Origin of the sequence: Pollutimonas sp. M17 (assembly GCF_025836975.1) — a bacterium.
Lineage (GTDB): Bacteria > Pseudomonadota > Gammaproteobacteria > Burkholderiales > Burkholderiaceae_B.
The window spans coordinates 873,949-897,346 of the sequence record NZ_CP107548.1 but is presented as its reverse complement, the minus strand read 5'-3'; the positions used below and the strand labels follow the sequence as shown (position 1 = coordinate 897,346).

The 23,398-nt window shown below is 64.9% G+C and carries 19 protein-coding genes, 1 tRNA gene and 1 other RNA gene; 9 read left to right on the top strand and 12 right to left on the bottom strand.

All coding sequences use genetic code 11. The features are described 5' to 3' along the window. Positions 1 to 93: 93 nt before the first annotated feature. The 3 genes from ffs to OEG81_RS04300 form a co-directional block, all read right to left on the bottom strand. Positions 94 to 191, bottom strand: an RNA gene (ffs, locus tag OEG81_RS04310) — signal recognition particle sRNA small type. Positions 192 to 225: 34 nt separating this feature from the next. Beyond that, complete coding sequence (locus OEG81_RS04305) at positions 226 to 3,558, bottom strand: UvrD-helicase domain-containing protein (protein ID WP_264131489.1); 3,333 nt, start codon at positions 3,556 to 3,558, stop codon at positions 226 to 228. Continuing rightward, positions 3,548 to 6,202: a PD-(D/E)XK nuclease family protein gene (locus OEG81_RS04300; RefSeq protein WP_264131488.1), complete on the bottom strand. Its 2,655-nt coding sequence runs from the start codon at positions 6,200 to 6,202 to the stop codon at positions 3,548 to 3,550. Before OEG81_RS04300 ends, OEG81_RS04305 begins: the two co-directional genes overlap by 11 nt. Before the next feature lie 179 nt (positions 6,203 to 6,381). Here OEG81_RS04300 and OEG81_RS04295 point away from each other — a divergent pair, with 179 nt between their 5' ends. Further along, entirely contained in the window at positions 6,382 to 7,212 is an 831-nt protein-coding gene (locus OEG81_RS04295) for a TOBE domain-containing protein (RefSeq protein WP_264131487.1), read from the top strand. On the opposite strand, the gene OEG81_RS04290 is transcribed toward OEG81_RS04295, so the two are convergent. The 3 genes from OEG81_RS04290 to modA are packed head-to-tail and all read right to left on the bottom strand — an operon-like array spanning position 7,164 to position 9,352. Further along, positions 7,164 to 7,898, bottom strand: coding sequence for an ABC transporter ATP-binding protein (locus tag OEG81_RS04290; protein ID WP_264131486.1), 735 nt, complete (start codon positions 7,896 to 7,898; stop codon positions 7,164 to 7,166). The genes OEG81_RS04295 and OEG81_RS04290 overlap by 49 nt on opposite strands. Next, positions 7,895 to 8,584, bottom strand: a complete 690-nt coding sequence (gene modB / locus OEG81_RS04285) for a molybdate ABC transporter permease subunit (protein WP_264131485.1) — start codon at positions 8,582 to 8,584, stop codon at positions 7,895 to 7,897. The genes OEG81_RS04290 and modB overlap by 4 nt, the downstream gene beginning before the upstream one ends. Positions 8,585 to 8,596: 12 nt before the next feature. After that, positions 8,597 to 9,352, bottom strand: coding sequence for a molybdate ABC transporter substrate-binding protein (gene modA, locus OEG81_RS04280; protein WP_264131484.1), 756 nt, complete (start codon positions 9,350 to 9,352; stop codon positions 8,597 to 8,599). Between the two features lie 202 nt (positions 9,353 to 9,554). Here modA and xerD point away from each other — a divergent pair, with 202 nt between their 5' ends. Further along, a complete protein-coding gene (gene xerD, locus OEG81_RS04275; protein WP_412034127.1) occupies positions 9,555 to 10,466 on the top strand; it encodes a site-specific tyrosine recombinase XerD in 912 nt (303 codons plus the stop codon). 59 nt (positions 10,467 to 10,525) lie between these two features. Further along, positions 10,526 to 11,038, top strand: a complete 513-nt coding sequence (gene ybaK, locus OEG81_RS04270; RefSeq protein ID WP_264131482.1) for a Cys-tRNA(Pro) deacylase — start codon at positions 10,526 to 10,528, stop codon at positions 11,036 to 11,038. On the opposite strand, the gene OEG81_RS04265 is transcribed toward ybaK, so the two are convergent. Together OEG81_RS04265 and OEG81_RS04260 are read right to left on the bottom strand one after the other, a co-directional pair. Continuing rightward, positions 11,035 to 12,258, bottom strand: coding sequence for an amidase (locus OEG81_RS04265; protein WP_264131481.1), 1,224 nt, complete (start codon positions 12,256 to 12,258; stop codon positions 11,035 to 11,037). The genes ybaK and OEG81_RS04265 overlap by 4 nt on opposite strands. Positions 12,259 to 12,265: 7 nt before the next feature. After that, positions 12,266 to 13,258 (bottom strand): Bug family tripartite tricarboxylate transporter substrate binding protein, encoded by a 993-nt coding sequence (locus OEG81_RS04260; protein ID WP_264131480.1) that lies wholly within the window; start codon positions 13,256 to 13,258, stop codon positions 12,266 to 12,268. A 212-nt stretch (positions 13,259 to 13,470) separates the two neighbouring features. On the opposite strand from OEG81_RS04260, the gene OEG81_RS04255 reads away from it, so the two are divergent. Beyond that, positions 13,471 to 14,376, top strand: a complete 906-nt coding sequence (locus OEG81_RS04255; RefSeq protein ID WP_264131479.1) for a LysR family transcriptional regulator — start codon at positions 13,471 to 13,473, stop codon at positions 14,374 to 14,376. A gap of 26 nt (positions 14,377 to 14,402) precedes the next feature. On the opposite strand, the gene OEG81_RS04250 is transcribed toward OEG81_RS04255, so the two are convergent. Both OEG81_RS04250 and OEG81_RS04245 read right to left on the bottom strand, forming a co-directional pair. After that, positions 14,403 to 14,477: transfer RNA gene (locus OEG81_RS04250), tRNA-Arg, on the bottom strand. A gap of 85 nt (positions 14,478 to 14,562) precedes the next feature. Further along, positions 14,563 to 15,549, bottom strand: coding sequence for a tripartite tricarboxylate transporter substrate binding protein BugE (locus OEG81_RS04245; protein WP_264131478.1), 987 nt, complete (start codon positions 15,547 to 15,549; stop codon positions 14,563 to 14,565). Between the two features lie 197 nt (positions 15,550 to 15,746). Here OEG81_RS04245 and OEG81_RS04240 point away from each other — a divergent pair, with 197 nt between their 5' ends. The 3 genes from OEG81_RS04240 to OEG81_RS04230 are packed head-to-tail and all read left to right on the top strand — an operon-like array spanning position 15,747 to position 18,506. Next, a complete protein-coding gene (locus OEG81_RS04240) occupies positions 15,747 to 16,643 on the top strand; it encodes an AEC family transporter (protein ID WP_264131477.1) in 897 nt (298 codons plus the stop codon). 13 nt (positions 16,644 to 16,656) lie between these two features. Continuing rightward, complete coding sequence (gene tsaE / locus OEG81_RS04235) at positions 16,657 to 17,214, top strand: tRNA (adenosine(37)-N6)-threonylcarbamoyltransferase complex ATPase subunit type 1 TsaE (protein WP_264131476.1); 558 nt, start codon at positions 16,657 to 16,659, stop codon at positions 17,212 to 17,214. Then, positions 17,145 to 18,506 (top strand): N-acetylmuramoyl-L-alanine amidase, encoded by a 1,362-nt coding sequence (locus OEG81_RS04230; protein WP_264131475.1) that lies wholly within the window; start codon positions 17,145 to 17,147, stop codon positions 18,504 to 18,506. Before tsaE ends, OEG81_RS04230 begins: the two co-directional genes overlap by 70 nt. A gap of 39 nt (positions 18,507 to 18,545) precedes the next feature. On the opposite strand, the gene OEG81_RS04225 is transcribed toward OEG81_RS04230, so the two are convergent. Then, complete coding sequence (locus OEG81_RS04225) at positions 18,546 to 19,187, bottom strand: VTT domain-containing protein (protein ID WP_264131474.1); 642 nt, start codon at positions 19,185 to 19,187, stop codon at positions 18,546 to 18,548. A 167-nt stretch (positions 19,188 to 19,354) separates the two neighbouring features. Between OEG81_RS04225 and mutL the strand changes: the two genes are divergently transcribed. Then, the gene (gene mutL, locus OEG81_RS04220; RefSeq protein ID WP_264131473.1) at positions 19,355 to 21,265 is read left to right on the top strand and encodes a DNA mismatch repair endonuclease MutL; all 1,911 of its coding nucleotides are present in this window, start codon (positions 19,355 to 19,357) and stop codon (positions 21,263 to 21,265) included. After that, a complete protein-coding gene (miaA, locus tag OEG81_RS04215; RefSeq protein ID WP_264131472.1) occupies positions 21,262 to 22,203 on the top strand; it encodes a tRNA (adenosine(37)-N6)-dimethylallyltransferase MiaA in 942 nt (313 codons plus the stop codon). The genes mutL and miaA overlap by 4 nt, the downstream gene beginning before the upstream one ends. Positions 22,204 to 22,236: 33 nt before the next feature. Here the strand turns inward: miaA and purM are convergent, their stop codons facing one another. After that, positions 22,237 to 23,289, bottom strand: coding sequence for a phosphoribosylformylglycinamidine cyclo-ligase (gene purM / locus OEG81_RS04210; protein ID WP_264131471.1), 1,053 nt, complete (start codon positions 23,287 to 23,289; stop codon positions 22,237 to 22,239). Between the last annotated feature and the right edge of the window lie 109 nt (positions 23,290 to 23,398).

Here is a 23,398-nt window from a genome sequence, read left to right as displayed (position 1 = left end):
AATGAACTTGAAACCGGAAGCTATCGAAAGATAAACAAAAAGTGTACCGGATTCGACGCTGCTTGGGGTATTTGGGGAAATGCGAAGAGTGTGAAGGGCGAGCCTGACTTCGGCACTGATTCCGCACGGCTGTGGCTGCTTCGTTCCCGACCTGACCAGATTCACCGCCGAACCATGCGAAGGGGCCCGCCGACTAAGAGTTTAACAGGACTTTGCCCGGCGCGTTCAGCCCCCGGGTGCAAATTCCACCCATGCGTCGACGCGCGGAAAATACAGCGCCCCCCGGGCCGGACGGCCGTCCAGGGCACTGACGTGGGCACAGTAGCGCACGATCTGCTCCTGATAGCGCTCGCGCATGCGCGCGGTGAAAACATCGATGGCTTCACCCGGACGCGGCACCCCCGTCTTGTAATCCACCACCAGCCAGTCACGCTCCTGCGAAATCGCCAGGTCGATGACCGAAACACGGCCGCTGACGTCCAGCAGCGACCATTCCCGATGCGCCTGCGCCACCCGGAGCAGCCACTGGCCCCTGGCGCTGTCCAGGGTGGCGGCCAGCGTCTCGCGCAAGATCTGCGCGGCGCCGTCCAGTCCCGCCGCCGCCATGCCGGCGCGGCTCAACTGCCTGCGGAAGACGGGCAGGCAGGCATCGACGCGCTGCGCCGACCAGGCATCCGCCCCCTCCTTGCCGATGTGCTCCAGCCAGGCATGGGCCACCGTGCCGATGATGCTTTCATCGCCGGACTCGGATCGCCACTGCCAAGGAGTGCCCGGTCCCGCCGCGGCGCCGCCGGACGGCGCCGCCGGCATGGCGGCCGAGGGCAGGCGCAGCAGGAAGCGCTGCTCTCCCGACGCAGCCTGCGGCATGCCGCCGCCGTCCAGTTCCGACGCCTCCGGGGGCTGGGGCGTCTCCATGTAATCCCACAAGCGCCCCAACAGCGATGCCCCGGCGGGTTTCTTTATCTGCATGCCGCCGTCCAGGCCAACTTCGCCGATCAGGTGCAGTTGCCGGCGCGCCCGCGTCAGGGCCACATACAGCAGACGGTCTGTTTCATAGGCGGCGCGCTTTTTCTCGCGCTCGGCCAGGTAGACGGAAACCGGCTCGGATTCCTCGGCCGCCCGGTGCCGTATCGGCCCCAGCAGCAGTTCCCCTTCGCTGTGCTCGAAGCGCATCAAGGGAGGCGTGTCGCCCTTGGGGCGCCGATGCAGGCCGGCCAGTATCACGGTTTCGAACTCCAGCCCCTTGGACTTGTGTATCGTCATGACCTCCACCGCCCTGCCGCTGCTGTTGGGCGCGGCATACAGCTTTTCCAGCCTGCCCTCCAGCACTTCGGGATCCAGGCCGCCATAAGGCGCCAGTTCTTCGATCAGGCGGAACAGGCGCTCGGCGTCGGCCACGTCGCTGGCTCCGCCATAGACCTCGAAGCCGCCCAGCCGGCGCCAGCAGTCCTCCAGCCAGGAGGCGAACGGTATGCTCCCCGAGGCATTGGCCGTATCCAGCAGCACCGCGGCCGCATGGCGCAGACGCCCGGCCTCGTCTTCGTCCAGGATCGAATCGCCTTGGGCCAGCCAGTCGGACAAGGCGGCGGGTATCGCGGCATTCAGGTCGACGCCGAACAAGGCATGCAGGCTGTCCAGCCTGAGGCCGCAAAAAGGCGCACGCAAGACCGAAAGCCACGCCAGCCTGTCCGCCGGGTGCGACAAGGCCCGCGCCAGCTGCACCAGATCCACGACGACCTGCCGCGACTTCAGCGAGACCAGTTCGACCGCCCGGCAGGGAATGTTTTCCTGGGCCAGGCGATGCACGATGCTGTCCAGGTGGGTACGCGCCCGTACCAGTATCGCGACCGGCTTCTCGCTATCCGCATACTTGTCCAAGGCGTCCCGCGCAAGCTGGATGGCGATGGATTCGGCCACCGCGGCGGTGTCGACGGCATCCTCGTCGCCGCCGTCCCTGGCTGCACGCGACCAGACCGGGTGAAACTCGACGCCCAGCCCATCGACGCCGTCCTGGAACGCCACCGACGGCGTGTACTGGATTGCGCCCAGGCCGGGATGGTTCTCTTTGGGGAAGACCGGCCCGCAGGTGGCATTCACCCACTCGACCAGCCTGGCCTGCGAACGGAAATTGTCTTTGAGTTCCAATGCGGTCAGCGCAATGTCGCCCAGCCCGCCCTCCTTGACCTTGAGAAAGCATCCCACGTCGGCCTTGCGGAACCGGTAGATCGATTGCATGGGATCGCCCACGAGGAACAGGGTGCGCCCATCGCCTTGCATCCAGCCCGAGGTCAGGCGTTCGAGCAATTCGATCTGGGACTGGCTGGTGTCCTGGAACTCGTCCACCAGGATATGGCGGATGGCCGCATCGAGCGACAGCAGCAGGTCGCTCGGGTCGTCCACCTGTCCCAGGGCCTGCACGGCGCGGCGCGAGATCTCGGTGAAGTCGACCTCGCCGGCCTCGGTGAAGCGCAGGTTCAGCTGCGCCGCGGCCAGCCAAAGCACCTCGATCAGCAGGTTCAAGGTCTCGAGCTGCTCAGCGCTGTAGCCATTGCCCGGCGCGCAGCGGATATCGGCCAGGGCTGAAATCCACTCATCGGTTTCGGGCATGGCCTTGATCCAGGCCAGGAACTCGTCCTTGTAGTCCGCCTTGGCCTGGAAGCCCTGCTTGATGGTCACCGTGCGCCGCAAGGTGTTCTTCGCGGTCAACAGGATGTCGGCCAGCGCCTGCCACTGGGGCAGGCTGGACACCTCGGTGCCGAAGGGCTGCCCGCTCCAGTGCGCGAGGGCGCTGATATCCATGGATTCGCCGCTGTCCGCCAATACATTGGCGGCGCGGGATACCGAGGGCGCCAGCGCCGCCGCCCAGCCGGGCGGCATCGCACGGTCCACACGAGCCAGATCGGCCTGGATGGCGCCGTCCAGACTGTGCAGCAGCCTGTCGACATTGCCGCCGGGCCCCAGCAGCGGCAGCCACTGGTCGCGGCTTGCCAGCATATCGGCCAGCAGTCCCTGCGCCGCGCGCAGGTCCACGTCCAGGTGAGCGATCAGCGCCGCCACCGAGCTGTTCTCGTCAGCCATGTCCAGCGTGGCCCGGGCGGCGGCCTCGTAATGCCCGCGCGCGTCGTCGGCAATGGCGGGCAAGCCGCCCAGCGCGCTCAGCCAGGGCATGGCGCGGACCAGATAGGTGCAGAAGGAATCGATGGTGCGTATGCTCAGGCGGGCTGGATACTGAAGCAGGTTCCAGCCCAGTTCCTCGTCGCGCTTCATGGCCCGCCGCGCCAGTTCCCAGCTGCGCCGCCTGTATTCCTCTTCGGGAGCGGCCTGCATGCCGGCCCGCAGCTTGGCCAGCACGCGCGCATGCATCTCGGATGCCGCCTTGCGCGTAAAGGTGATGGCCACGATCTCCTCGGGCCGGTTGACGGTGGCCAGCAAAGCCAGGATGCGATCGGTCAGCAATTCCGTCTTGCCGGAGCCCGCCGGGGCCTGGACAAGAAAGGACTGGGTGGGGTCTATGGCCGCGTCGCGCACGGCGCGGTCGCTGGGCTGTTTAATCGTCACGCCGGTATTCCTCGGTCAAGCGCAAAAAGGGCAGCACATCGCAGTAGCGCAGGTCATCCGCGCGCAAGGTCCGGTTGCCGGCATGGCCCGCCACGTACTCATCGGCCAGGGCATGAATGGCGCCGCGCCATTGCGCCATCAACCCGGCCCAGGACTGGCCGGCGAAATCGGGCCAGTCCTGCGGGGCGGACAGGCCCGTGAAGCCATAGTCGGCGTCCGCCAGCCCCTTGACCAGGGTATCGCGGGCATGCAGCCGGGCCAGTACCAGCGCGGCGACCTCGGCCTCCTCCTCGGCCAGCACTGCCGCATAGAAGGGCAGTTGCAGTCCCACCGGCCGCGCACGCATCCAGTCCGGCTTCGGATCGATGTTCCCGTTGCCCGACTTGTAGTCGATCAGCGCCAGCCGGCCGTCATCGAGCTCGTCGATGCGGTCCAGGCGCAGGCTGAGCTCCAGCGGGCCATGCAGCCATTTGTATTCCTGCTCGACATCGCGCACGCGGAAGGGCTGGCGCGCACGCTCCAACGCCAGCCACTCGTGCAGGACGGCGATAGCCCTGGCGGATTCGAGCTCTTGCAGCGTGGGGCCGTAATCGGCCAGGCATTCATCACACGCTTGCCGCACCGACTCGCGCAGCAGCGTATCCAGCCCGCCGCCGTTCCATAGACGCAGCAGGCCCTGCTGGTCTTCCAGCACCCGCCAGACGAGTTCGATGGCCCGATGCAGCAGCAGGCCTCGCGCGTTCTGATCGGATATCTCGGCATAGCCTTTCAGCTGGCTTGCGCCCAGCCTGTATTTGACGAAGGCCCATAAGGGGTTGCGCGCCTGCGTGTCGATGACGGCGATGCCGCCGCGCGTCCCGCCCTGGCTTTGCAGGGGAGGCCCCTGCTCGTCCAGCAGTTGCTCCAGTCGGCAGGCGGATGACATGGCAGCGGCCGGCTGCGGGGCCTGCACATCCAATTCCGCAATGCACGGGCTGGGACGCAGTTCACGCTCGCCCTCGCGCTGCGCGTGGCTGAGCCATACCTGGGGCGCGCACTCCAGCAGTCCGGCATACATCGTCATGGCCCATTGCAGTTCGCGCTCCGGAGTGGCGCGCGGCGCATTGGCCTGCCGCAGGACAGCCATGGGAATGAAGGGATTGGGCTTGGGCGCCGCGGGCAGGACCTCGTCCGTCAGGCCGAGCACCCAGACGCCGTCCCACCGCCCCCCCTCGGACTCCAGGAAGCCCAGCACATCCAGCCTGGCTTCCGGGTCGCGCTGCGGCTGGAAAGGCGTTTGCTGGGCAAGCCGCCCCAACAGGGACACAGCCGCCGAAAAATCCAGCCGCCCGGCCACCGCGGCCTGGCGGCCCAGGCCGTCCAGAAGACCGTCGAAGGCTTCGACCGCCTGGAAAGCGTGGCTGTCCAATACCGACTGGCCCGGAAAGCCCAAGGCCTGCAGGCACAGGCGGAAGCGGCGGCTCCATGTATCCGCGGCTGCCGATCCCGACTCGCCCTCCAGGGTCTGCCGGCAAAGCCGCCACGCCTCGCCCAGGCTGGGCGCGTACCGATCCAGTTCGGCGGCGAACTGCGCTTCGGACACCTTGATTCGAGCGCGCCGCCGCCAAAGGGCGTCGATGGCCGCCCGGCCCGCGGCTTCCTGGCTGTGCGCGCGGCATCCCCCCGCCAGCAGGGCCGCACCCGCATCGGCGGGCGCGCAGCTCTTCTTCCTGGAAAAATCGGCCATGACCCGCAGCCACAGCAGCGCGGCCCGCGCCGCCGGCCATTGCGCCAGCGGACGGGCGACCGCCACGTTATAGGGCATGGGCCGGCCCCGCGCGTCCCGGCCCAGCGCAGCGCGCAGATAGCGGTGCGCCAGCGCCACGTCGGCTTCCAGCCTTGCGGCCACAATGGCATACCGCCCCGCCGGATTACCGGCCAGTTGTTGGGCCGCCCAGTTCGCCGCCAGCCGCCATTCGCCGTCCGGGTCCGGAGCCTGCACCCTTTGCAGGCTGCCGGGAGCTTGCGCGGGGCGGGCCAGCACGCACACCCGCAGGCCGCGATCCCGCATGGCCGAGAGCATGGCCGACAGACGGGGCGACAGCTCGTTGAAACCCGCCATGACCAGGGTGTCGACGTCCATACGCAATACATCATCCGCCAGTGCCCGGCTTATGCGCTCGTAAGCCGTGTTGCCGTCTTCCATGTCCATACGCTCCAGCGCCGCGCGGTAGCTTCGGCGCCATACGCGGAAGCGCTGATAATCGGACGTTTCATATTCCGGCGGCACCTGGATGCGCCAATCATCGACCAGGCGGTCGGCCTCCGCGGCCAGGCGGGCGGCCTGCGGGACGTCCAGCAGGACATGGTCCGCCTCGACCTCGGCGATGACGCGCTGCCATAGCAACTGCGAGCCAAAGGCATCCAGGACGTGCATGGGCTGCCGGGATTCGGGCACGAAGGACAGGCGGTCCGCCGCCCTGCGCAGCCAGGCCGACAAGGGCAGGATGTCGGGCACGGCCATGACGCTGCGGTCGGGGCCGAGGCCGGCCGACAACTCGGCCAGCACGCGGCGCGCGTGGCGGTTGTTGACAGTCAGGACCAGTGTATTCTCGGAGCCCGGCCCTGAAAGCCGGCCCAGATCCACGGACTCGAAGGTATCCATTGTTCTCGGGTTGTGCTGTTTCCAGGGGATCCATTCTAACGAGTCCCTGTCGAGGATGGCGCCCAACCTGCGATTGCACGGCTCGATATGCGACACGCCGCGCCGCTCGCCGCACCCGCCGCCCTCGTCGGGCGGCGGCGGCTTTCCCATTGGCGCAAACAGGCCCTAAACTAGGCTCCATGCAAGACCCGAAACACACCCTCTCACACGTCATCCCCATCGAACTGGACGGTTCGATATGGTTCCGCTCGGGCCGGCAGAACTGGGGAAGCGAAAAACGCATGGCGCTGCTGACGGCCATCAGCGAGGAAGGCTCCATCAGCGCGGCGGCCAGGAAGATAGGCCTGAGCTACAAGGCGGCCTGGGATGCCGTGGATACCATGAACAACCTGGCGGGCGAACCCCTCGTCCTGCGCAGCACCGGAGGCCAAAGGGGCGGCGGCGCCAGCCTGACGGCGCGGGCGCAGGAACTGATCCAGCTATATCAATTGCTGAACAAGGAGCATGAGCGTTTCATGGCGCGGCTGGCCGCCGTCAGCAGTTCCTCATCCCGCAACCTGGAGCTCATACAGAACATGATGGTACAGACATCGGCGCGCAACAAGCTGGCCGGCACCGTGGTCCGGGTCAAGCACGGCGCGGTGAACGACGAGGTCGTCCTGGACCTGGGAGGCGGCATCGAGATCGTCTCCTCCATTACCAGCGAAAGCGTGCAGAATCTGGCGCTGAGGCAGGGCCGGCGGGCGCTGGCGTTCATCAAGGCGTCTTCGGTGATGGTGGGACTGCCCGGTGGGGAACTGAAGCTGTCGGCCCGCAATCAGCTGCCGGGGCGGATCTGCCGCATCGTCAAGGGCGCGGTCAACGCCGAGGCCAGCATCGAGCTGCCGGGCGGCCAGGTGCTGGCCGCCGTCCTCAGCATGGAAAGCCTGGCGGCGCTGGACTTGCGCGAACAGCAGGAGGCCTATGCAATCTTCAAGGCATCCAGCGTGATGATGGGCGTCCTGGACTGAGGCGGCAAGCCCGCCGGATCGTACTCGTCCACGATCCGGCCTTCCTGTATCTGGTATATGCGGTCGGCCAGCACCAGCGCATCGTCCGGATCGTGGGTGATCAATATTGTCGGAATATCCAGCCTGGCCTGAAGCGCGGCCAGCTCGGCGCGCATTTTCTCGCGCAGGCCGGCATCCAGGGCAGACAGGGGCTCGTCCAGCAGCAATACACCAGGCTCCACGGCCAGCGCGCGGGCCAGGGCCGCCCGCTGCTTCTGTCCTCCCGAAATTTCCGCCGGATAGCTGTTCAGAACGCCTTCCAGCTCGAAGGATTCGATCCAGCGGCGCGCCGCCTCGGGCAAGGCCCGCCCCCGAGGATTCAACCAGCCGTTTTTCAGGCCGAAAGCCACGTTCTGTGCAACCGTCAAATGAGGAAACAGGCCGTAGTCCTGCTGCAGGTAGCCGACTCGCCGCTCCTGGGGTGAAAGAAAGATTCCTTGCCCGGAATGGTAGAAGGTCGTCCCGGATACCTGTATGCATCCGCTGTCGGGACGCATCAAGCCGGCAATGGCTTGTACAGTCAGCGTCTTGCCCGCGCCCGATGCCCCGAACAGGGCGATGCGGCGGGCCTGGGCATCGATCCGGATGTCCAGCGAAAACTGCCGGGCGCCGGCGAGCATGCGCCGCTTGATATCGAGATGGATCATCGCAAAGCCGCCCTCTGGCTCATTGTCCGCGTCCGGTCGGGAGCCAGCCTGCCGGCAATCCACAACACCGCGACGCAGGTCAGCGAGGTCACCGCCACCAGGACATTGGCCACGCTGTCATTGCCGGCCTGCACCGCTTCGTAGATGGCGATGGACAAGGTCTGGGTTTTCCCGGGTATGCTGCCCGCTATCATCAGCGTGGCGCCGAATTCGCCCAGGGCGCGCGCGAAAGCCAGGAATACGCCCGCCAAGATGCCGGGCAGGGCCAGCGGCAGCGTCACCCTGAAGAAGGTGCCGGCGGCGCTGATCCCCAGAACCTGGGCGCCGTTCTCCAGGGCCGGATCGACGCTCTCGAAGGCCGCGCGGGCGGCCTTCAGCACCATGGGAAAGGCCACCACGGTGGCCGCGATCACAGCCCCCTGCCAGGTGAAGACCAGCACGACACCCCAGTCCGCCAGGGTAGAACCCAGCCAGCCCCGGCGCCCCAGCAGCACCAGCAGGTAATAGCCGATGACGGTGGGCGGCAGGACCAGCGGCAGGGTCAGCACCGCATCCATGGCGTCGCTCCAGGCCGAACGCCAGCGCGACAGGCCGTAGGCAACCGACACCCCCAGCACGGCGGACAGGAATGTGGCCCAGCCTGCGACCTTCAGCGACAGCAGCAGTGGAACGGCGACATCCGACATCGTCTGTCCGGCTCAGGGTTTGGAGAAGCCGTATTTCGCCAATACCGCATCGCCTTTGGGCGATGCGATGAAGTCGAGGAAGGCCCCGGCCTGCGGGTGGCGGCCGTCGCGCTTGACCAGCGCAATCGGATACAGCACGGGCGTGGGCGACGGCAGCTTGGCCACCACCTTCACCTTGCCGGGCATGATGGCCGCGTCGGTGGCGAACACAAAGCCCGCATCGACCTCGCCGCGCGCCACGTAATCCAGTACCTGGCGCACATTCTGGCCCAGCACTTCGTTTTTCCTGACGGCCTCCCAGTCGCCGGTGTGCTCCAGCGAGCCCTTGGTGTAGCGGCCCACGGGCACTGTGGCCGGATTCCCCAGGGCGACGCGCTTAACGGCGGCCGCCTTCAGGCCGGCCACCGAAGCAATGCCCAGCGTGCTGTCGGCCGGCACGATCAGTACCACTTCATTACGGACGAAATCGCGCCGGCTGCCCGTATCGATGCTTCCCGAGGCGGCCGCCTTGTCCATGGCCTTCTGATCCGCCGAGGCGAATATATCCATGGGCGCACCCTGGATCACCTGCGCCGCCACCGCGTCGGAGCCCGCAAAGCTCATCAGCACCTTGGTATCGGGATGCTCCTGCTGGAATGCCGCTGCAAGCTCGGTAAAGGCGTTGGTCAGGCTGGCGGCCGCGCCCACCAGCAGATCGGCCGCGCAAGCCTGCGTCTGCCATCCCATGCCCACCAGCGCGGCGGCGGCAATGAATTTCTTCACGTTCATTTTTTTCCTTTTTTAGGGTTGCCCGAGATAATCGATCCATGGTCATTGCCCAGGGAGCGGTTTTCTTGATCCGACTCGTAATATATATACCTATATAACGGCTCGTCAACCGATCCATTGGGATAAGATGCGATGCAGGCGGCGCGGTCGCCATAGCGCAATAGGCGGCCGTGCAGGCCGCCGCCCCTAAACCCTCACCCATATACGACGCACATTGGCCTTTTCCCCACCCGCGACCATCGACGCATTCCTGGATGCCATCTGGCTGGAAGACGGCCTGGCCCAGAACACGCTTTCGGCCTACCGCCGCGATCTGACCGCCTTCGCCCAATGGCTGCATGCCAAGACGGGCAAGGGGCTGGAGCATGCCGATGCCGCCGACATACAGGACTGGTTCGCGGCCAGGCATGCCGCCAGCAAGGCCACGACGGCCAACCGCCGCCTGGCCGCCCTGAGGCGTTACTACCTATGGGCGTTGCGCCAGGGCCTGGTCCACAGCGATCCCTGTCTGACCTTGCGGGCCGCAAAACAAGCGGCGCGCTTTCCCAAGACCTTGTCGGAAGACCAGGTGGATGCCCTGCTGCAAGCACCCGACACGCGCAACGCGCTGGGCCTGCGCGACCGGGCGATGCTGGAAACGCTTTATGCCACCGGCCTGCGCGTCAGCGAGCTGATCGGCCTGGGTGCGCTGGACGCCAGCCTGACCGAAGGTGTCGTGCGCGTCGTCCTTGGCAAAGGCGGCAAGGACCGGCTGGTGCCGCTGGGCGACGAAGCGCAATACTGGATAGATCTTTACCTTAAGCAGTCCCGTCCGGAATTGCTGGGCGCGCGCCGCTGCGACGCTCTGTTCGTCACCAGCCGCGCCGCCCCCATGACACGGCAGTCCTTCTGGCTGATCGTGAAGAAATACGCCGTGCTGGCGGACATACACGCGCCCCTGTCACCCCATGTGCTGCGGCATGCCTTCGCCACACATTTGCTGAATCACGGCGCCGACCTGCGGGTGGTGCAGATGCTGCTCGGCCATGCCGACATTTCGACCACGCAGATTTATACTCATGTGGCGCGCGAACGCCTCAAGGCTTTGCACGCGAAACATCACCCCCGCGGGTGACACATTCGCGCCAGAGCCCCGGCGCCGCAAAGCGCCCATCAATTTCATTCATCGACAACATGGCCAAAGACAAGCATGTCTCGGAAACACCGGCGACTCAGCTTCTGAAGAAGAACCGCGTCGCATTCACCGAGCACCCTTACGACTACGTGGACCACGGCGGCGCGATGGAAGCCGCCAGGCAATTGGGCCTGGACCTGCACCAGGTCGCCAAGACCCTGATCATGGAAGATGAAAACGCCAGGCCGCTGGTGGTCGTCATGCATGGCGACCGCGAGGTATCGACGAAGAACCTGGCGCGGCAGACGGGCGCCAAGAAGGTCAGCCCCTGCTCCGTCGAAACCGCGCAAAAGCATTCCGGCTATCTGGTGGGCGGAACCTCGCCGTTCGCCACGCGCAAGAAGATGCCGGTGTGGGTGGAAGCGGAACTGCTGGATTTTTCCACCATCTACGTGAACGGCGGACGGCGCGGTTATCTGATCGGCGTGCCGCCCTCGGCCCTCACTCAACTGCTCGGCGGCCAGCCCGTTTCCGTCGGGCTGGATGTAAAGTCGCGAGCGCCTGAGTCCTAGGACTCAGGCCAATGGCGTGCTTTTTCGCCGCGCTGGTCTATCACCGGATGCACGCGCCTGGCCAATTGCAACAGCAGGGCGTCCCGCCCCGGCCGGCCCACACATTGCACGCCCATGGGCAGGCCCCTGGAAGACAGGGCGCAAGGCAGGTGTATGCAGGGCCAACCCAGCAATGACCAGATGCAATTGAAAATGGACGAGCCGGTGGTAGCCAGGCCTTCGGGGGCCTCGCCGGGAGCGCTGGGCGTCAAGATGAAATCGTAATCGGCAAACCGCTCATCCCAGCGCCGCTGTATCCTGGACCGCATGGCCTGCATGTCTCCATATTCGGCGGGGCTCAATCCAAGGCCCTGGCGTATGCCGTCCACGGTCGCCGCGCTCAAGGCTTCGGGTTCGCTGCGCCAGACCGGCAGCAGCCCCCGCGCCAACTCATAGCGCATGATGCGCGCATGCAGCGACCTCAACACGCCGATGTCCTCATCCGGATGCAGCCAGTCCATCTGCCTGCAATGCGGCTGCAGCGCGGCCGCGGCCTGTTCCAGCGTATGCCCGGCGTCGATGCTCAGCGGCGTCGCGCCGCGGCAAGGCAGCACGGCGACCCGCAACTCGGATGTGGCCGGCGAATGCCCGGACGGCCCCGGCAGGAAGACATCGGCAACCCGGGCGGCCAGGTCCACATCCCTGGTGAACCATCCTATGGTGTCCAGGGTATCGCACATCACCGCCATGCCCGCGCGGTGCACGTAGCCGAAGGTGGGCTTGAACCCAACCACGCCATTGAATGCGGCAGGCCGGATGATGGACCCGCCCGTTTGCGTGCCCAGAGCCATGGGCACCATGCCGGCCGCTACGGCGGCAGCCGAGCCGCTGGACGAGCCGCCCGGAGTATGGGCCGGATTCCACGGATTGCGCGTAGGGCCCGGAGCGGTGAAGGCATATTCGGCGGTCACGGTCTTGCCTATCGGCACCGCGCCCGCCGCGCGCAGCTGCGCAACGCATGAGGCGTCAAACAGGCTGGGAGGCGTCTGGCGCAAGGACGCCCCGCAACCTGTGGGCATGCCTTTCACATCGATGACATCCTTGACGCCGAACAACAGCCCCGCAAGGGGCTGGGCCGGAGCGGCCTGCGGCTCGGGGCCGCCTTCAGGCAGGTAGGCCCAGGCTTTCAACCGGGCATCGCGGCGCCCGATCTCCCGCAATGTAGACTGCGTTCCCTGCATGAAACACCTATTGAACAGTGATGTTCTTTTGCTCGATCAACTTGGACCAGCGCTCGGATTCGCTGCGGATGAAGGCCTGGAAATCCTCGGGGCTGCCGCCGGCGACTTCCGCGCCTTGAGCCTGGACCACGGAGCGATAGCTTTCCTCGCCGAGCGCCTGGTTCACCGCCTTGTTCAGCCTGGCCACAATGTCCTGTGGCACGCCGGCTGGGGCAATCACGCCGAACCAGTTGGACGCCACCAGGTCGATGCCCTGCTCTTTGAAGGTGGGCACGTTGGGCAGCGCCTTCAGGCGTTCTTCCGATGCCACGGCCAAGGCCCGGATGCGGGGCTGGTCGGAGGTGGTGTGGGGAATGAACAGGCTGGCCAGTTCAAGGTAAAAATCCACATTGCCCGCGATCAGGTCGTTGGATGCGGGAGCACCCCCGCGGTACGGAATATGAACCGCGTTGAAGCCGGCGCTGTCCTTGAACAGTTCGCTGACCAGATGGGAAGCGCCGCCCGCACCGGTTGATGCGTAGTTGAGATGATTGGGCTTGGCCTTGCCGTCCTTCACCAGCGCTCCGACGCTGGCATAAGGGGATTGCGAACCCACGCCCAGCACCATGGCGCCGCGCTCGATCAGGGCGATGGGCTGGATGTCCTTATCAGGATCGAATGGAAGCGTTTTCCCGTACAGCGATTTATTCACGGCCATGGGGGCGAAATTGCCCAGGCCTATGGTGTAGCCATCCGGCTTGGCGCGCGCGATCTGGCTGGTGCCGATGTTTCCGCTTGCGCCAGGCCGGTTCTCGACCACCACGGTCGTGCCCAGGCTTTCACCCATTTTCTGTGCCAGTTGCCGCGAGCGCGTGTCCGAACTGCCGCCCGCGGCGTAAGGAACGATGAAAGTGATCGGCTGCGAAGGATAGTCGGCGGCCTGCGCCACACCGACGGATTGGCCCGCATAGCAGGCCGCGATGGCCAACGCGGCCAAATAGCGTCTTGAATTCTTGATCATGGTCTTATCTCCATCCCGGGCCGCCAGGCCCATCACCCACGACACCATGTCCGGGTTTCAGTTCATGCCGGAGGGCATCGTAAGACAGGTCGATTATGTTGTCTAATCTTGTTTTAATTGATTATTGATCTTTTTTTTAACGTAATTGAAAATGTAGCTCCTGATGCCACAGCCCTTGCACCCATCTTTCACCATGACATTTACCGGACACCATGATAGATAGCCGCTTATTGAATGTTTTCGCCGTGGTGGCCGAAGAGCTTCACTTCGGCCGCGCCGCCCAGCGCCTGTTCATGACGCAGCCGCCGCTTAGCCAAAGCATCAAGAAGCTGGAGGAGATGCTGAAAGTGCAGCTGCTGACGCGCTCCACACGTTCGGTGCGCTTGACGCCGGCTGGGCTGGAACTGCAGCGGCGCCTGAAGCAACTGAATAAGGACACCGAGCTGGCCATACAGGCCGTACAACAGGTGCACCGAGGAGAAAAAGGCCGGCTCACGCTGGGGCTCACGCCCAGCGCCTCATACTCCAACCTATCCCAAAGCCTGTACAGCTTTCGCTTGCAGTATCCCGAGGTCGTGCTCGACCTGAAGGAAATGAATTCCAGCGAAATGCCCGAAGCGCTGCACAAGCGCCATCTGGACCTTGCCTTGCTGCGCCCGCCATTCGCCGACCCGGATCTCGCGCCCGAGCTGATCTACTCCGAGCCGCTGGTTTTCGCCATTCGCCAGGACCATCCGGCACTGCGCTCGGGCGCAAAGTCGCTGTCGCTGAAAAAAGCCATGTCCTTCGACCTGATCGGATATGCGCGCCAGAGTTCGCGCTACTTCAGCCAGATATTCCAGTTGCTGGCCGTCCAAAGCCAGGCGTCGCCGCGCATCGTGCAGGAAAGTATGATCCCCACCATACTCACGTCGGTCGAGGCGGGCATAGGCGCCGCGATCGTGCCCGCGTCCCTGTCGCGCCTGCGCGCCGACACGCTGGCCTACCTGGAACTGCGGAATGTGGGAGCGATACGTGCGGAACTGCTGGCGGCCAGGCATCCGGCCAATCCCAATCCGGCCATCGACAATTTCCTGGCGTTGATGAAAGCCGACACCTCGGTCGACGCGTCCGGATGAAACAGCGCGCACAGCCGCGCGCAGCGTGGCGTCCCCGGCAGGAATCGAACCTGCAATCTTCCCTTAGGAGGGGAAAGTTATATCCATTTAACTACAGGGACGCGGTTTGGGCCTGAGATTATAAAGCACAAAAAAAACCGGGGCTCGCGCCCCGGCCTTTACAAGGTTGCCATCAGGCCTGCACGGCTATTCGAGCTTGATGTTGCCCTTGGCCACGACTTCCTTGGCCCAGTCGTACTGTTCCTTGATTTCTTTGGCGAACTCTTCAGGCGTGTTGCCGGAAGGAGCCGCGCCTTGCTTTTCAAGCGTTTCCACGACCTTGGGATCTTTCAGTGCCACGACAGCAGCATCGCGCAACTTCTTGATGATTTCGGGTGGCGTGCCGGCGGGAGCCAACAAGCCATACCAGGCGGGCTGGTTCAGTTGGGGATAGCCTTCTTCGGCCAGGGTCGGGACGTCGGGCAGAGACTTGAGGCGCTCGGGCCAGGCGATGGCCAATGGGCGCAATCCGCCGGCCTGGATCTGGCCCATGGACGAGGGCAGGTTGTCGAACATGCTGTCGATCTGGCCGCCGACGGCATCGGTCACGGCCGGACCCGAACCCTTGTAGGGAACGTGGATGGCATCGGTGCCGGTGGCTTGCTTGAAGGCCTCGCCGAACAGGTGGAGCACCGAGCATGTGCCCGAGCTGCCGTGCGTGTACTTGCCGGGATTGTCTTTAAGCGCCTTGACGAATTCCTTGAAATTCTTGGCGGGGAACTTGGGGTTCACTTCGATCACGTTGGGCACGTTGGCGAAGTTGGTGACCGGCATGAAATCCTTCAAGGGATCATAGGGCAGATCCTTGGGGCGGCAGGCCGAGTTGACCGCCATGGTGGACACGGTGGCGATGGAAAGCGTGTAGCCGTCGGGTTTGGCGCGCGCCGCTTCCGCCGCGCCGATGGCGCCGCCTGCGCCGCCCTTGTTTTCGACGACCATGGTCTGGCCCAGTTCCTGACCCATGCGTTGGGTGACGATGCGGGCCACGATGTCGGTGGAGCCGCCGGGAGCGAACGGAACAATGACACGAATGGGTTGCGTCGGGAAATCGGCGGCCTGTGCGGGAGCGCCGAATATCGAGGCAACGCCGGCGGCCAGCGCAACTGCGGCAAATCGATTTTGGAATTTAACCATCTAGTAATTACTCCGTAAAAAACGAATGGGTTTACAAAACAAGCCGCCCGAATTTCAGCTAAGCTCACTTAATTTTGTGGCAGGATAACAGCTATCAAGCTTTTCTGTCTCTTCTAGTTACTACCTATTCATTCTTCCCCGCAAAGCTTGCAAACGCCTGAATACGGTCCGTTTGCAGCGCCCGTACCCTTATCCTTATGTCCGTCATCCAACTCGTACTGCCTGACTTCTTGCTTATCGGGCTGGGGTGGCTGCTGTTTCACAAACTCAGGTTTTCCAGCGATTTTTTCCGGGGCGCCGAGCAACTGGTCTACTTCGTGCTGTTTCCGGCGCTTCTCTTCCATTCGATCACTCAAACCCCCCTGAGCCTTTCGAGCACCTACACATTGCTGCAGGCTACGCTGGCCGTCATGGGTTTCGGCGTGGCCATGACCTGGCTGGCCGTGCCCGTGCTCAAGCCTTCGCCCATCGCCCATGCGTCGGTCGCGCAGTGCGGCTACCGCTTCAATACCTATATAGGCTTGTCGTTGGCCGGCGGACTGGCGGGTTCGACGGGACAGACCGTCATGGCGGTCATCGTGGGCTTTGCCGTGCCCATTTCCAACATCGCGGCCGTGCACGCCCTGGCCCGGCAGAACGGCGGCAAGGTGTTCCGGGAAATCATCCGCAACCCCTTCATCATCGCCACCCTGCTGGCCCTGCTTTGCAATATTCTGGACGTCCCCATTCCCAAGGCCATCGACGCCACGCTGGGACGCCTGGGTGCCTGCGCCATCGCCATCGGACTGATGTGCGTGGGCGCCACGCTTTCCCTCGGAGGCGGCCAGGGCAGCGCCAGGCTCATGAGCTGGATGATCGCGCTGCGTTTGATGATCACCCCCGTATTCGCTATTTTCATAGGCTGGGCGCTGGGGCTGGGCCTGGTCGAACGGCAGATACTGTTGCTATTTGGCGCCTTGCCCACCGCTTCGTCGGCCCACGTTCTGGCCGCCCGAATGGGCGGGAACGGGCCACTGGTTGCCGTGACGATGTCGATAGGAACCTTGCTGTCGGCGCTGACGATTCCCTTCTGGCTCATGATTGGGGCCGCTTAATCGAGAAACGGGCATGACACAGGAAAACCACCAGATCAGTAGGAATAGAGTGTATTTACCCGATGAAGAGGCCACGATATCTCTGGCCGCTCAGCTTGCGCCCCTGGTGTGCGGCACCCATCCGGCCTCGGGCGGGACGGGGCGCGGCGGGCGCATCCATCTTCGCGGGGACCTCGGCGCGGGCAAGACCAGCTTCGCCCGCGCCCTGCTGCGCGCGTCCGGAATCACCGGACGAATAAAAAGTCCCAGCTACGCACTGCTTGAAAGCTATAATCTTTCTAACTTATACTTCTATCACCTTGATTTCTATAGATTTAGCGATTCGCGAGAATGGGTGGACGCTGGGTTTCGCGATATACTGCAGAAAGAAGCGGTGATTTTGATCGAATGGCCGGAGCAAGCAGGCGCTTTATTGCCGCCTCCAGACCTCGACATACACCTGGACTATGCAGACATCGGGCGGTACGCCAGCCTAGCGGCCCATAGCGACAAAGGAAAATTATGGCTGACGACTCTTGCCCTTCCCCATCCGGAACATCCCCGGCGGGAATCTCCCGACGCCGGCTCATAACGACCGCGGGCAGCCTGTTCATCCTGCCGGTCATTCCGACGCTGACGCATGCGGCAACCATCGTCGCCGTGCGCACCTGGCCCGCCGACGAATACACGCGGGTCACCCTGGAAATGGACAGCGAGCTCAAGGCGGAACACTTCACGCTGGACAATCCCGACCGGCTGGTCGTGGACATCCAGGGCTTGAGCATCAACGCGACCATCAACAATCTCGTCTCCAAGATCAAGCCCAACGATCCTTACATCGGCTCCGTGCGGGTGGCGCAGAACCGGCCCGACGTGGTCCGGCTGGTGCTCGACCTGAAGCAGCCCATTGCGCCGCAGGTCTTCACGCTGAAGCCCATCGGCGAATACAAATACCGCCTGGTGCTCGACCTGTATCCCAAGGTGGCGCAAGACCCCTTGCTGGCCATCATGAATGAAGCCGACCAGGACCCATTGGCCGAAGTGCTGGAGGAATTGGCGCAGAATGCGCCGCCCGACGTCCCCGTGCCTTCGGTGCCGGGCCAGAAGCTGCCGCCCGTGGCCAAGCAGCCCCGCGCGCCGGCCGCTCCTCCGCCCATCGCGTCGGAACCGCGCCGCGACAACCGGCCCATATTGGTCGCGCTCGATCCCGGCCACGGCGGTGAAGACCCCGGCGCCATAGGACGCAACGGTACGCGGGAAAAAGACATCGTCCTGAGCATCGCCCGACGGCTGAAAAAACTGATCGACGCGCAGCCCAATATGCGGGCCTACCTGACGCGCGACAACGACTATTTCGTGCCTTTGCACGTAAGGGTGCAAAAGGCGCGCCGCGTCAAGGCCGACCTGTTCATCTCCATACATGCCGACGCCTGGATCAAGCCCAGCGCGCGCGGATCGTCGGTGTTCGCGCTGTCCCAGAACGGCGCCACCAGCGCGGCCGCGCGCTGGATGGCAAAGCGTGAAAACGATGCCGACCTGATCGGCGGCGTCGACCTGGGGTCGCACAACAAGCAGGTGGCCAAGGTTCTGCTGGACCTGTCCACCGCCGCCCAGATCAACGATTCCATGCGGGTCGGCGACCGCGTCCTGGGCGAGATCGGGAAGATCAACCGTCTGCACAAGAAAAGCGTGGAACGGGCCGGGTTTGCGGTATTGAAGGCACCCGACATCCCCTCCATCCTGGTGGAGACGGCGTTCATCAGCAACCCCGAGGAAGAGCGCCTGCTGCGCAGCCCCGCGCACCAGGACAAGATCGCCCGCGCCATGCTGACGGGCATCAGCGGTTATTTCGCCTCCAGCCCGGCCCTTGCGCGGCGCGCCTGAGCAGCGCGCTTTCCGGCCCGGCAACGGGCCGGCGTGCCGCTAGGCCGACGGGGATTTGCGCTTGAACAGCTTCCATAGCGTGCCCAGCACGACGGGCACGGCGGCCGCGCTGACACCGATCAGGACGATGGTGTTCAGATGCTCCTTGATGATGGGCACGTTGCCGAAAAAGTATCCCAGCGTAACCAGGCCACCCACCCACAGGACGGCGCCGGAAATATTGAACAGCTGGAAGCGCAGGACATTCATGCCGGCGACCCCCGCCACGAAGGGCGCAAAGGTGCGGAAAATCGGCAGGAAGCGCGACAGGACGATGGTCTTGCCGCCATGCTTCTCATAGAAGGCATGGGTCTTGATCAGTGCGTTCCGGTCCAGGAAGCGCGAATTGCTGGTAAACACCTTGGGTCCGATATACCGCCCTATGGAGTAGTTCAGGGTGTTGCCCAGCACGGCCGCCACGATCAATATGCCGGCCAGCATGACCGGGTCCAGCAGGCCGGATGCGCCGAAGGCGCCGGCGATGAACAGCAGCGAATCGCCCGGCAAAAAGGGCAGCACCACCAGGCCCGTCTCGCCAAAAACGATAAGGAAGAGCACCAGGTAAATCCATTCGCCATATTGCGCCACCCAGTCTCCCAGGAACTGGTCTATATGGAGAATCATATTGAAGAGATCAAGCATATCCGCTACCAAAAAAAGTTACAGCAATATAGCCTGTTCGAGGCGGCAACAAAAGAACAGGCGCGCCCGACCGGCTAAAATCAAGCCGACACGCAACACAATACACCTTCGCGCCGCGCCCCTGCTTGACGCGCCGGCGCCGGTCCCGACATCAACGGAATACCGCAATGCCTGAACGCCGCTCCATCGCTCCCCTTCCCGACCAGCTCATCAGTCAGATTGCGGCCGGCGAAGTCATCGAACGGCCGGCCTCCGTCCTGAAGGAATTGCTGGAAAACGCCATCGATGCCGGCGCGCGGGCCATCGAAGTCCGCCTGGACGGCGGCGGCATACGGCGAATTTCCGTCAGCGATGACGGATCGGGCATTCCGCAAGACGAGCTGGCCCTGGCGCTGACGCGCCATGCCACCAGCAAGATCGCCTCGCTGAACGAACTGGAGTCCGTCGCCTCGATGGGTTTCCGGGGAGAGGCGCTGGCCTCGATTTCATCGGTGGCGCGGCTTACCCTGACGTCCCGCAGCGCCGAGGCGCCCCATGCCTGGCAGATACAGGCACCACACGGCGCGCCCGTCCCCGCATCCGGGTCCATCGGCACCACCATCGACGTGCGGCAGCTGTTCGATGACGTCCCGGCGCGCCGCAAATTCCTGCGCTCGGAAGCCACCGAATATGGGCATTGCGTGGACGCGCTGGAAAGGATCGCGCTGGCCCAGCCGCACATCGCCTTCAGGCTGTTCCATAATGACAAGGCGCAGCGCAACTGGCGGGCCGCCGATATCGGCCAGCGGGTGCGCGAAGTCCTGGGCGCGGAATTCATCGAGCAGGGCCTGGAGGTTTCGCGCGAGCATGGCCTGATCGCCCTGCAAGGCGTCATTACACGCCCCACGTATGCGCGCAGCCGCGCCGATCGGCAATATCTCTACGTGAATGGACGCTACGTCAAGGACCGGACCGTGGCCCACGCCATACGCCAGGCCTACGCCGACGTGCTGCATGGCGACCGCCAGCCCGCCTATGTGCTGTTTCTCTCGGTCGATCCGTCCACGGTGGACGTGAACGTGCATCCGGCCAAGCACGAGGTGCGTTTCCGCGACAGCGGCGCGATTCACCGCTTCGTGGGCCAGGCCCTCGGCCAGGCGCTGTCGGCGGCGGGCGGCCACACGCTGGCCGGACAAGGCGGCCCGGACGACGTTGCCGCCGCCGCATACACCGGCGCAGCGCCGGGCTTCGGCGCACCGGAGCGCGGCATGGACGAGCAGCGGATTCCCGCCGGCGACGCGGACGGCGCAACGAGTCTCGCGCCGGCGCGGCCCTTGCCGGCGTTTGACGGGCGCCCGCCGATGCCCTCGTCCTTTCTCCGCCCGCCGATGCAGCAGGCCTTTCAGCTGCGCGACCATGGCGCCGGGCAAGCCACGGACTGGCAATCGCTCTACCGCCCCATCGACGCCTCCGATGCCGCGCCGGGTACGCCGGCCGCTCAGCCGCCGGCGCACGAGTTTCCCCTGGGCATGGCCCTGGGCCAACTGCACGGCATCTATATCCTGGCCCAGAACCAGGCGGGGCTCGTTCTGGTCGACATGCATGCCGCGCACGAGCGCGTCGTCTACGAGCAATTGAAGAAAGCCATGGATGCCCAGAGCCTGCCGCGCCAGGAATTGCTGGTTCCCGTCGTCTTCGGCGTAAGCGAAAAAGAGATCGGACTGGTCGAAGAGCACGCCGCCACGCTGGCCGATCTGGGACTGGAGCTGCGGGCGGCGGGCCCCGCCTCCATCGCGGTGCGCGCGGTGCCCGCCCTGCTGGCCAACGGCGACATCGAATCGCTGGCGCGCGGCGTGCTGCGCGACCTGGCCAGCGTGGGCGTATCGCCGCGCCTGACCGAACAGCGCAACGAATTGCTGTCGACCATGGCCTGCCACGGATCGGTGCGGGCCAACCGGCGCCTTACCCTGGACGAAATGAACGGCCTGCTGCGCAGGATGGAGCAAACCGAAAGGGCCGATCAATGCAACCACGGCCGCCCCACCTGGGTCCAATGGAAGGTCGGCGAGCTCGACAAGCTTTTCATGCGCGGCCAATGAACAGCCCCGTCCTATGCCTGGCCGGCCCGACCGCCTCGGGAAAGAGCGCGGCGGCGCTGGCCCTGGCCCGGCGCTGGCCGGTGGAAATCATCGTCATGGATTCCGCCACCATCTACCGCGGCATGGATATCGGCACCGCCAAGCCGTCCCGCGAGGAACAGGCCCGGGTGCCGCACCACCTGCTGGACATACGCGACCCGGCCCAGTCCTACTCGGCGGCCGAATTCCAGCGCGACGCCGGCACCCTCATCGCCGACATCACCGCCCGCGGCCGCCTGCCGCTCCTTTGCGGCGGGACCATGCTGTATTACAAAGCGCTGCGCGAGGGGCTGAACGAGCTGCCGGCGGCCGACGCGGCCGTGCGCGCCGACATAGACCGCGAGGCGCGCGACATGGGCTGGCCCGAGCTGCATCGCAGGCTTTCACGCTACGATCCCGACACCGCCGCCCGGCTGGCCCCCAACGACAGCCAGCGGCTGCAGCGGGCCATCGAAATCTACCGGGTCAGCGGCCGGCCGATGTCCGAATGGCTGAAGGATCCGCCCTTGCGGCACGGCGATGTCCGGCAGTTCGTCACCATCAGCCTGGAGCCGTCCGACCGGCTGGCCTTGCACACGCGCATCGCGCAGCGCTATCAAGCCATGATGGATCAGGGTTTGCTCGACGAGGTGCGCGCCCTGCATCGGCGGCCCGACCTGCACACCGGCCTGCCCTCGGTGCGCTGCGTGGGCTACCGCCAATTATGGGATTATCTGGACGGGAAAAACGGCCTGGGCCAGGCCGTGGAGCAGGCCATCGCGGCGACCCGCCAGTTGGCCAAGCGCCAGCTGACCTGGCTGCGGTCCTTGCCGCAGCGGCATACGGTCGATTGCCTGGATCCGGACGCGGCGGCGCGCGTCGTGGATGCGGCCGCGGCTCACTGGCCCGCGGCCCGGTAGGCGCTGGAGCGGCATAGCGCCACAACCGGCTGCCTAGACGACGACGGTCTGGGGCGCGTCGGCGCCGTCCTGCTCGATGATCTCGCCCAGGCGGCTGACCTGTTCGCCCTGCGCGGCCAGTGTCGCCGCGACCGCATCGGCCTTGTCGGTCGGCACCACGAGCACCATGCCGATGCCGCAGTTGAAGACCCGGTGCATCTCGGCATCGGCCACCCCGCCGTTCTGCTGCAGCCAGGTGAAGAGTTCGGGCATGGTCCAGGCATCGCGATGCAGGCGCGCCGCAAAGCCCGGCTGCAGGATGCGCGGCACGTTGTCCAGCAGGCCGCCGCCGGTGATGTGCGCCAGGCCCTTGATGGCGTCGCCATGCTCGGCCAAAGCCGCCAGGACGGACTTGACGTAGATTCGCGTGGGCTCCATGACGACGTCTTCCAGCGGCCGGCCGCCCAGGTCCTGATTGGGTCGGGCGTTGGCGTGGGTAAGAATCTTGCGCAGCAGGGAAAAACCGTTGGAATGGGCGCCGCTGGACGCGAGGCCCAGGACCGCGTCGCCCACCGCGATGGACTTGCCGTCGATGATGCGCGACTTCTCGACCGCGCCCACGGCAAAGCCGGCCAGGTCGTACTCGCCGTCGGGGTACATGCCGGGCATCTCGGCGGTTTCGCCGCCGATCAGCGCGCAGCCGGCCAGCTCGCAGCCCCGGGCGATGCCGCCCACCACGCTGGCCGCGGTATCCACCGACAGCTTGCCGCAAGCGAAATAGTCCAGGAAATAGAGCGGCTCGGCACCCTGCACCAGGATGTCGTTGACGCTCATGGCGACCAGGTCTATGCCCACGGTATCATGGCGCTTCCATTCGAACGCCAGCCGGAGCTTGGTTCCCACGCCGTCGGTGCCGGACACCAGCACCGGCTCTTTCAGATGACGCGGCACCTCGAACAATGCGCCAAAGCCGCCTATGCCGGCCATCACGCCGGCCCTCATGGTTTTGGCGGCCAGGGGCTTGATGCGATCGACCAGGGCTTCGCCGGCATCGATATCGACGCCGGCGTCGCGATAGGTCAGGGTAGCGGAATGTTTGTTTGTCATGAGAAATGCCGTGGGATGTGCAAGAATTGCGTGTTTAATTGAATACCAGACCTGATTTTACGATGAACGCGGCAAAAACACGCCCGGGCATGCCGCGGCCGAGACAATC

Bases quoted from the DNA above. Each gene is read 5' to 3' on its own strand.
- OEG81_RS04230 (WP_264131475.1), top strand. From the start codon at position 17,145: ATGGCTGACGACTCTTGCCCTTCCCCATCCGGAACATCCCCGGCGGGA.
- ybaK (WP_264131482.1), top strand. From the start codon at position 10,526: ATGGCCAAAGACAAGCATGTCTCGGAAACACCGGCGACTCAGCTTCTG.
- OEG81_RS04240 (WP_264131477.1), top strand. From the start codon at position 15,747: ATGTCCGTCATCCAACTCGTACTGCCTGACTTCTTGCTTATCGGGCTG.
- mutL (WP_264131473.1), top strand. From the start codon at position 19,355: ATGCCTGAACGCCGCTCCATCGCTCCCCTTCCCGACCAGCTCATCAGT.
- OEG81_RS04290 (WP_264131486.1), bottom strand. From the start codon at position 7,898: ATGATCCATCTCGATATCAAGCGGCGCATGCTCGCCGGCGCCCGGCAG.
- OEG81_RS04265 (WP_264131481.1), bottom strand. From the start codon at position 12,258: ATGCAGGGAACGCAGTCTACATTGCGGGAGATCGGGCGCCGCGATGCC.
- tsaE (WP_264131476.1), top strand. From the start codon at position 16,657: ATGACACAGGAAAACCACCAGATCAGTAGGAATAGAGTGTATTTACCC.
- OEG81_RS04255 (WP_264131479.1), top strand. From the start codon at position 13,471: ATGATAGATAGCCGCTTATTGAATGTTTTCGCCGTGGTGGCCGAAGAG.
- OEG81_RS04225 (WP_264131474.1), bottom strand. From the start codon at position 19,187: ATGCTTGATCTCTTCAATATGATTCTCCATATAGACCAGTTCCTGGGA.
- purM (WP_264131471.1), bottom strand. From the start codon at position 23,289: ATGACAAACAAACATTCCGCTACCCTGACCTATCGCGACGCCGGCGTC.
- OEG81_RS04300 (WP_264131488.1), bottom strand. From the start codon at position 6,202: ATGGATACCTTCGAGTCCGTGGATCTGGGCCGGCTTTCAGGGCCGGGC.
- OEG81_RS04260 (WP_264131480.1), bottom strand. From the start codon at position 13,258: ATGATCAAGAATTCAAGACGCTATTTGGCCGCGTTGGCCATCGCGGCC.
- miaA (WP_264131472.1), top strand. From the start codon at position 21,262: ATGAACAGCCCCGTCCTATGCCTGGCCGGCCCGACCGCCTCGGGAAAG.
- OEG81_RS04245 (WP_264131478.1), bottom strand. From the start codon at position 15,549: ATGGTTAAATTCCAAAATCGATTTGCCGCAGTTGCGCTGGCCGCCGGC.
- modB (WP_264131485.1), bottom strand. From the start codon at position 8,584: ATGTCGGATGTCGCCGTTCCACTGCTGCTGTCGCTGAAGGTCGCAGGC.
- modA (WP_264131484.1), bottom strand. From the start codon at position 9,352: ATGAACGTGAAGAAATTCATTGCCGCCGCCGCGCTGGTGGGCATGGGA.
- OEG81_RS04295 (WP_264131487.1), top strand. From the start codon at position 6,382: ATGCAAGACCCGAAACACACCCTCTCACACGTCATCCCCATCGAACTG.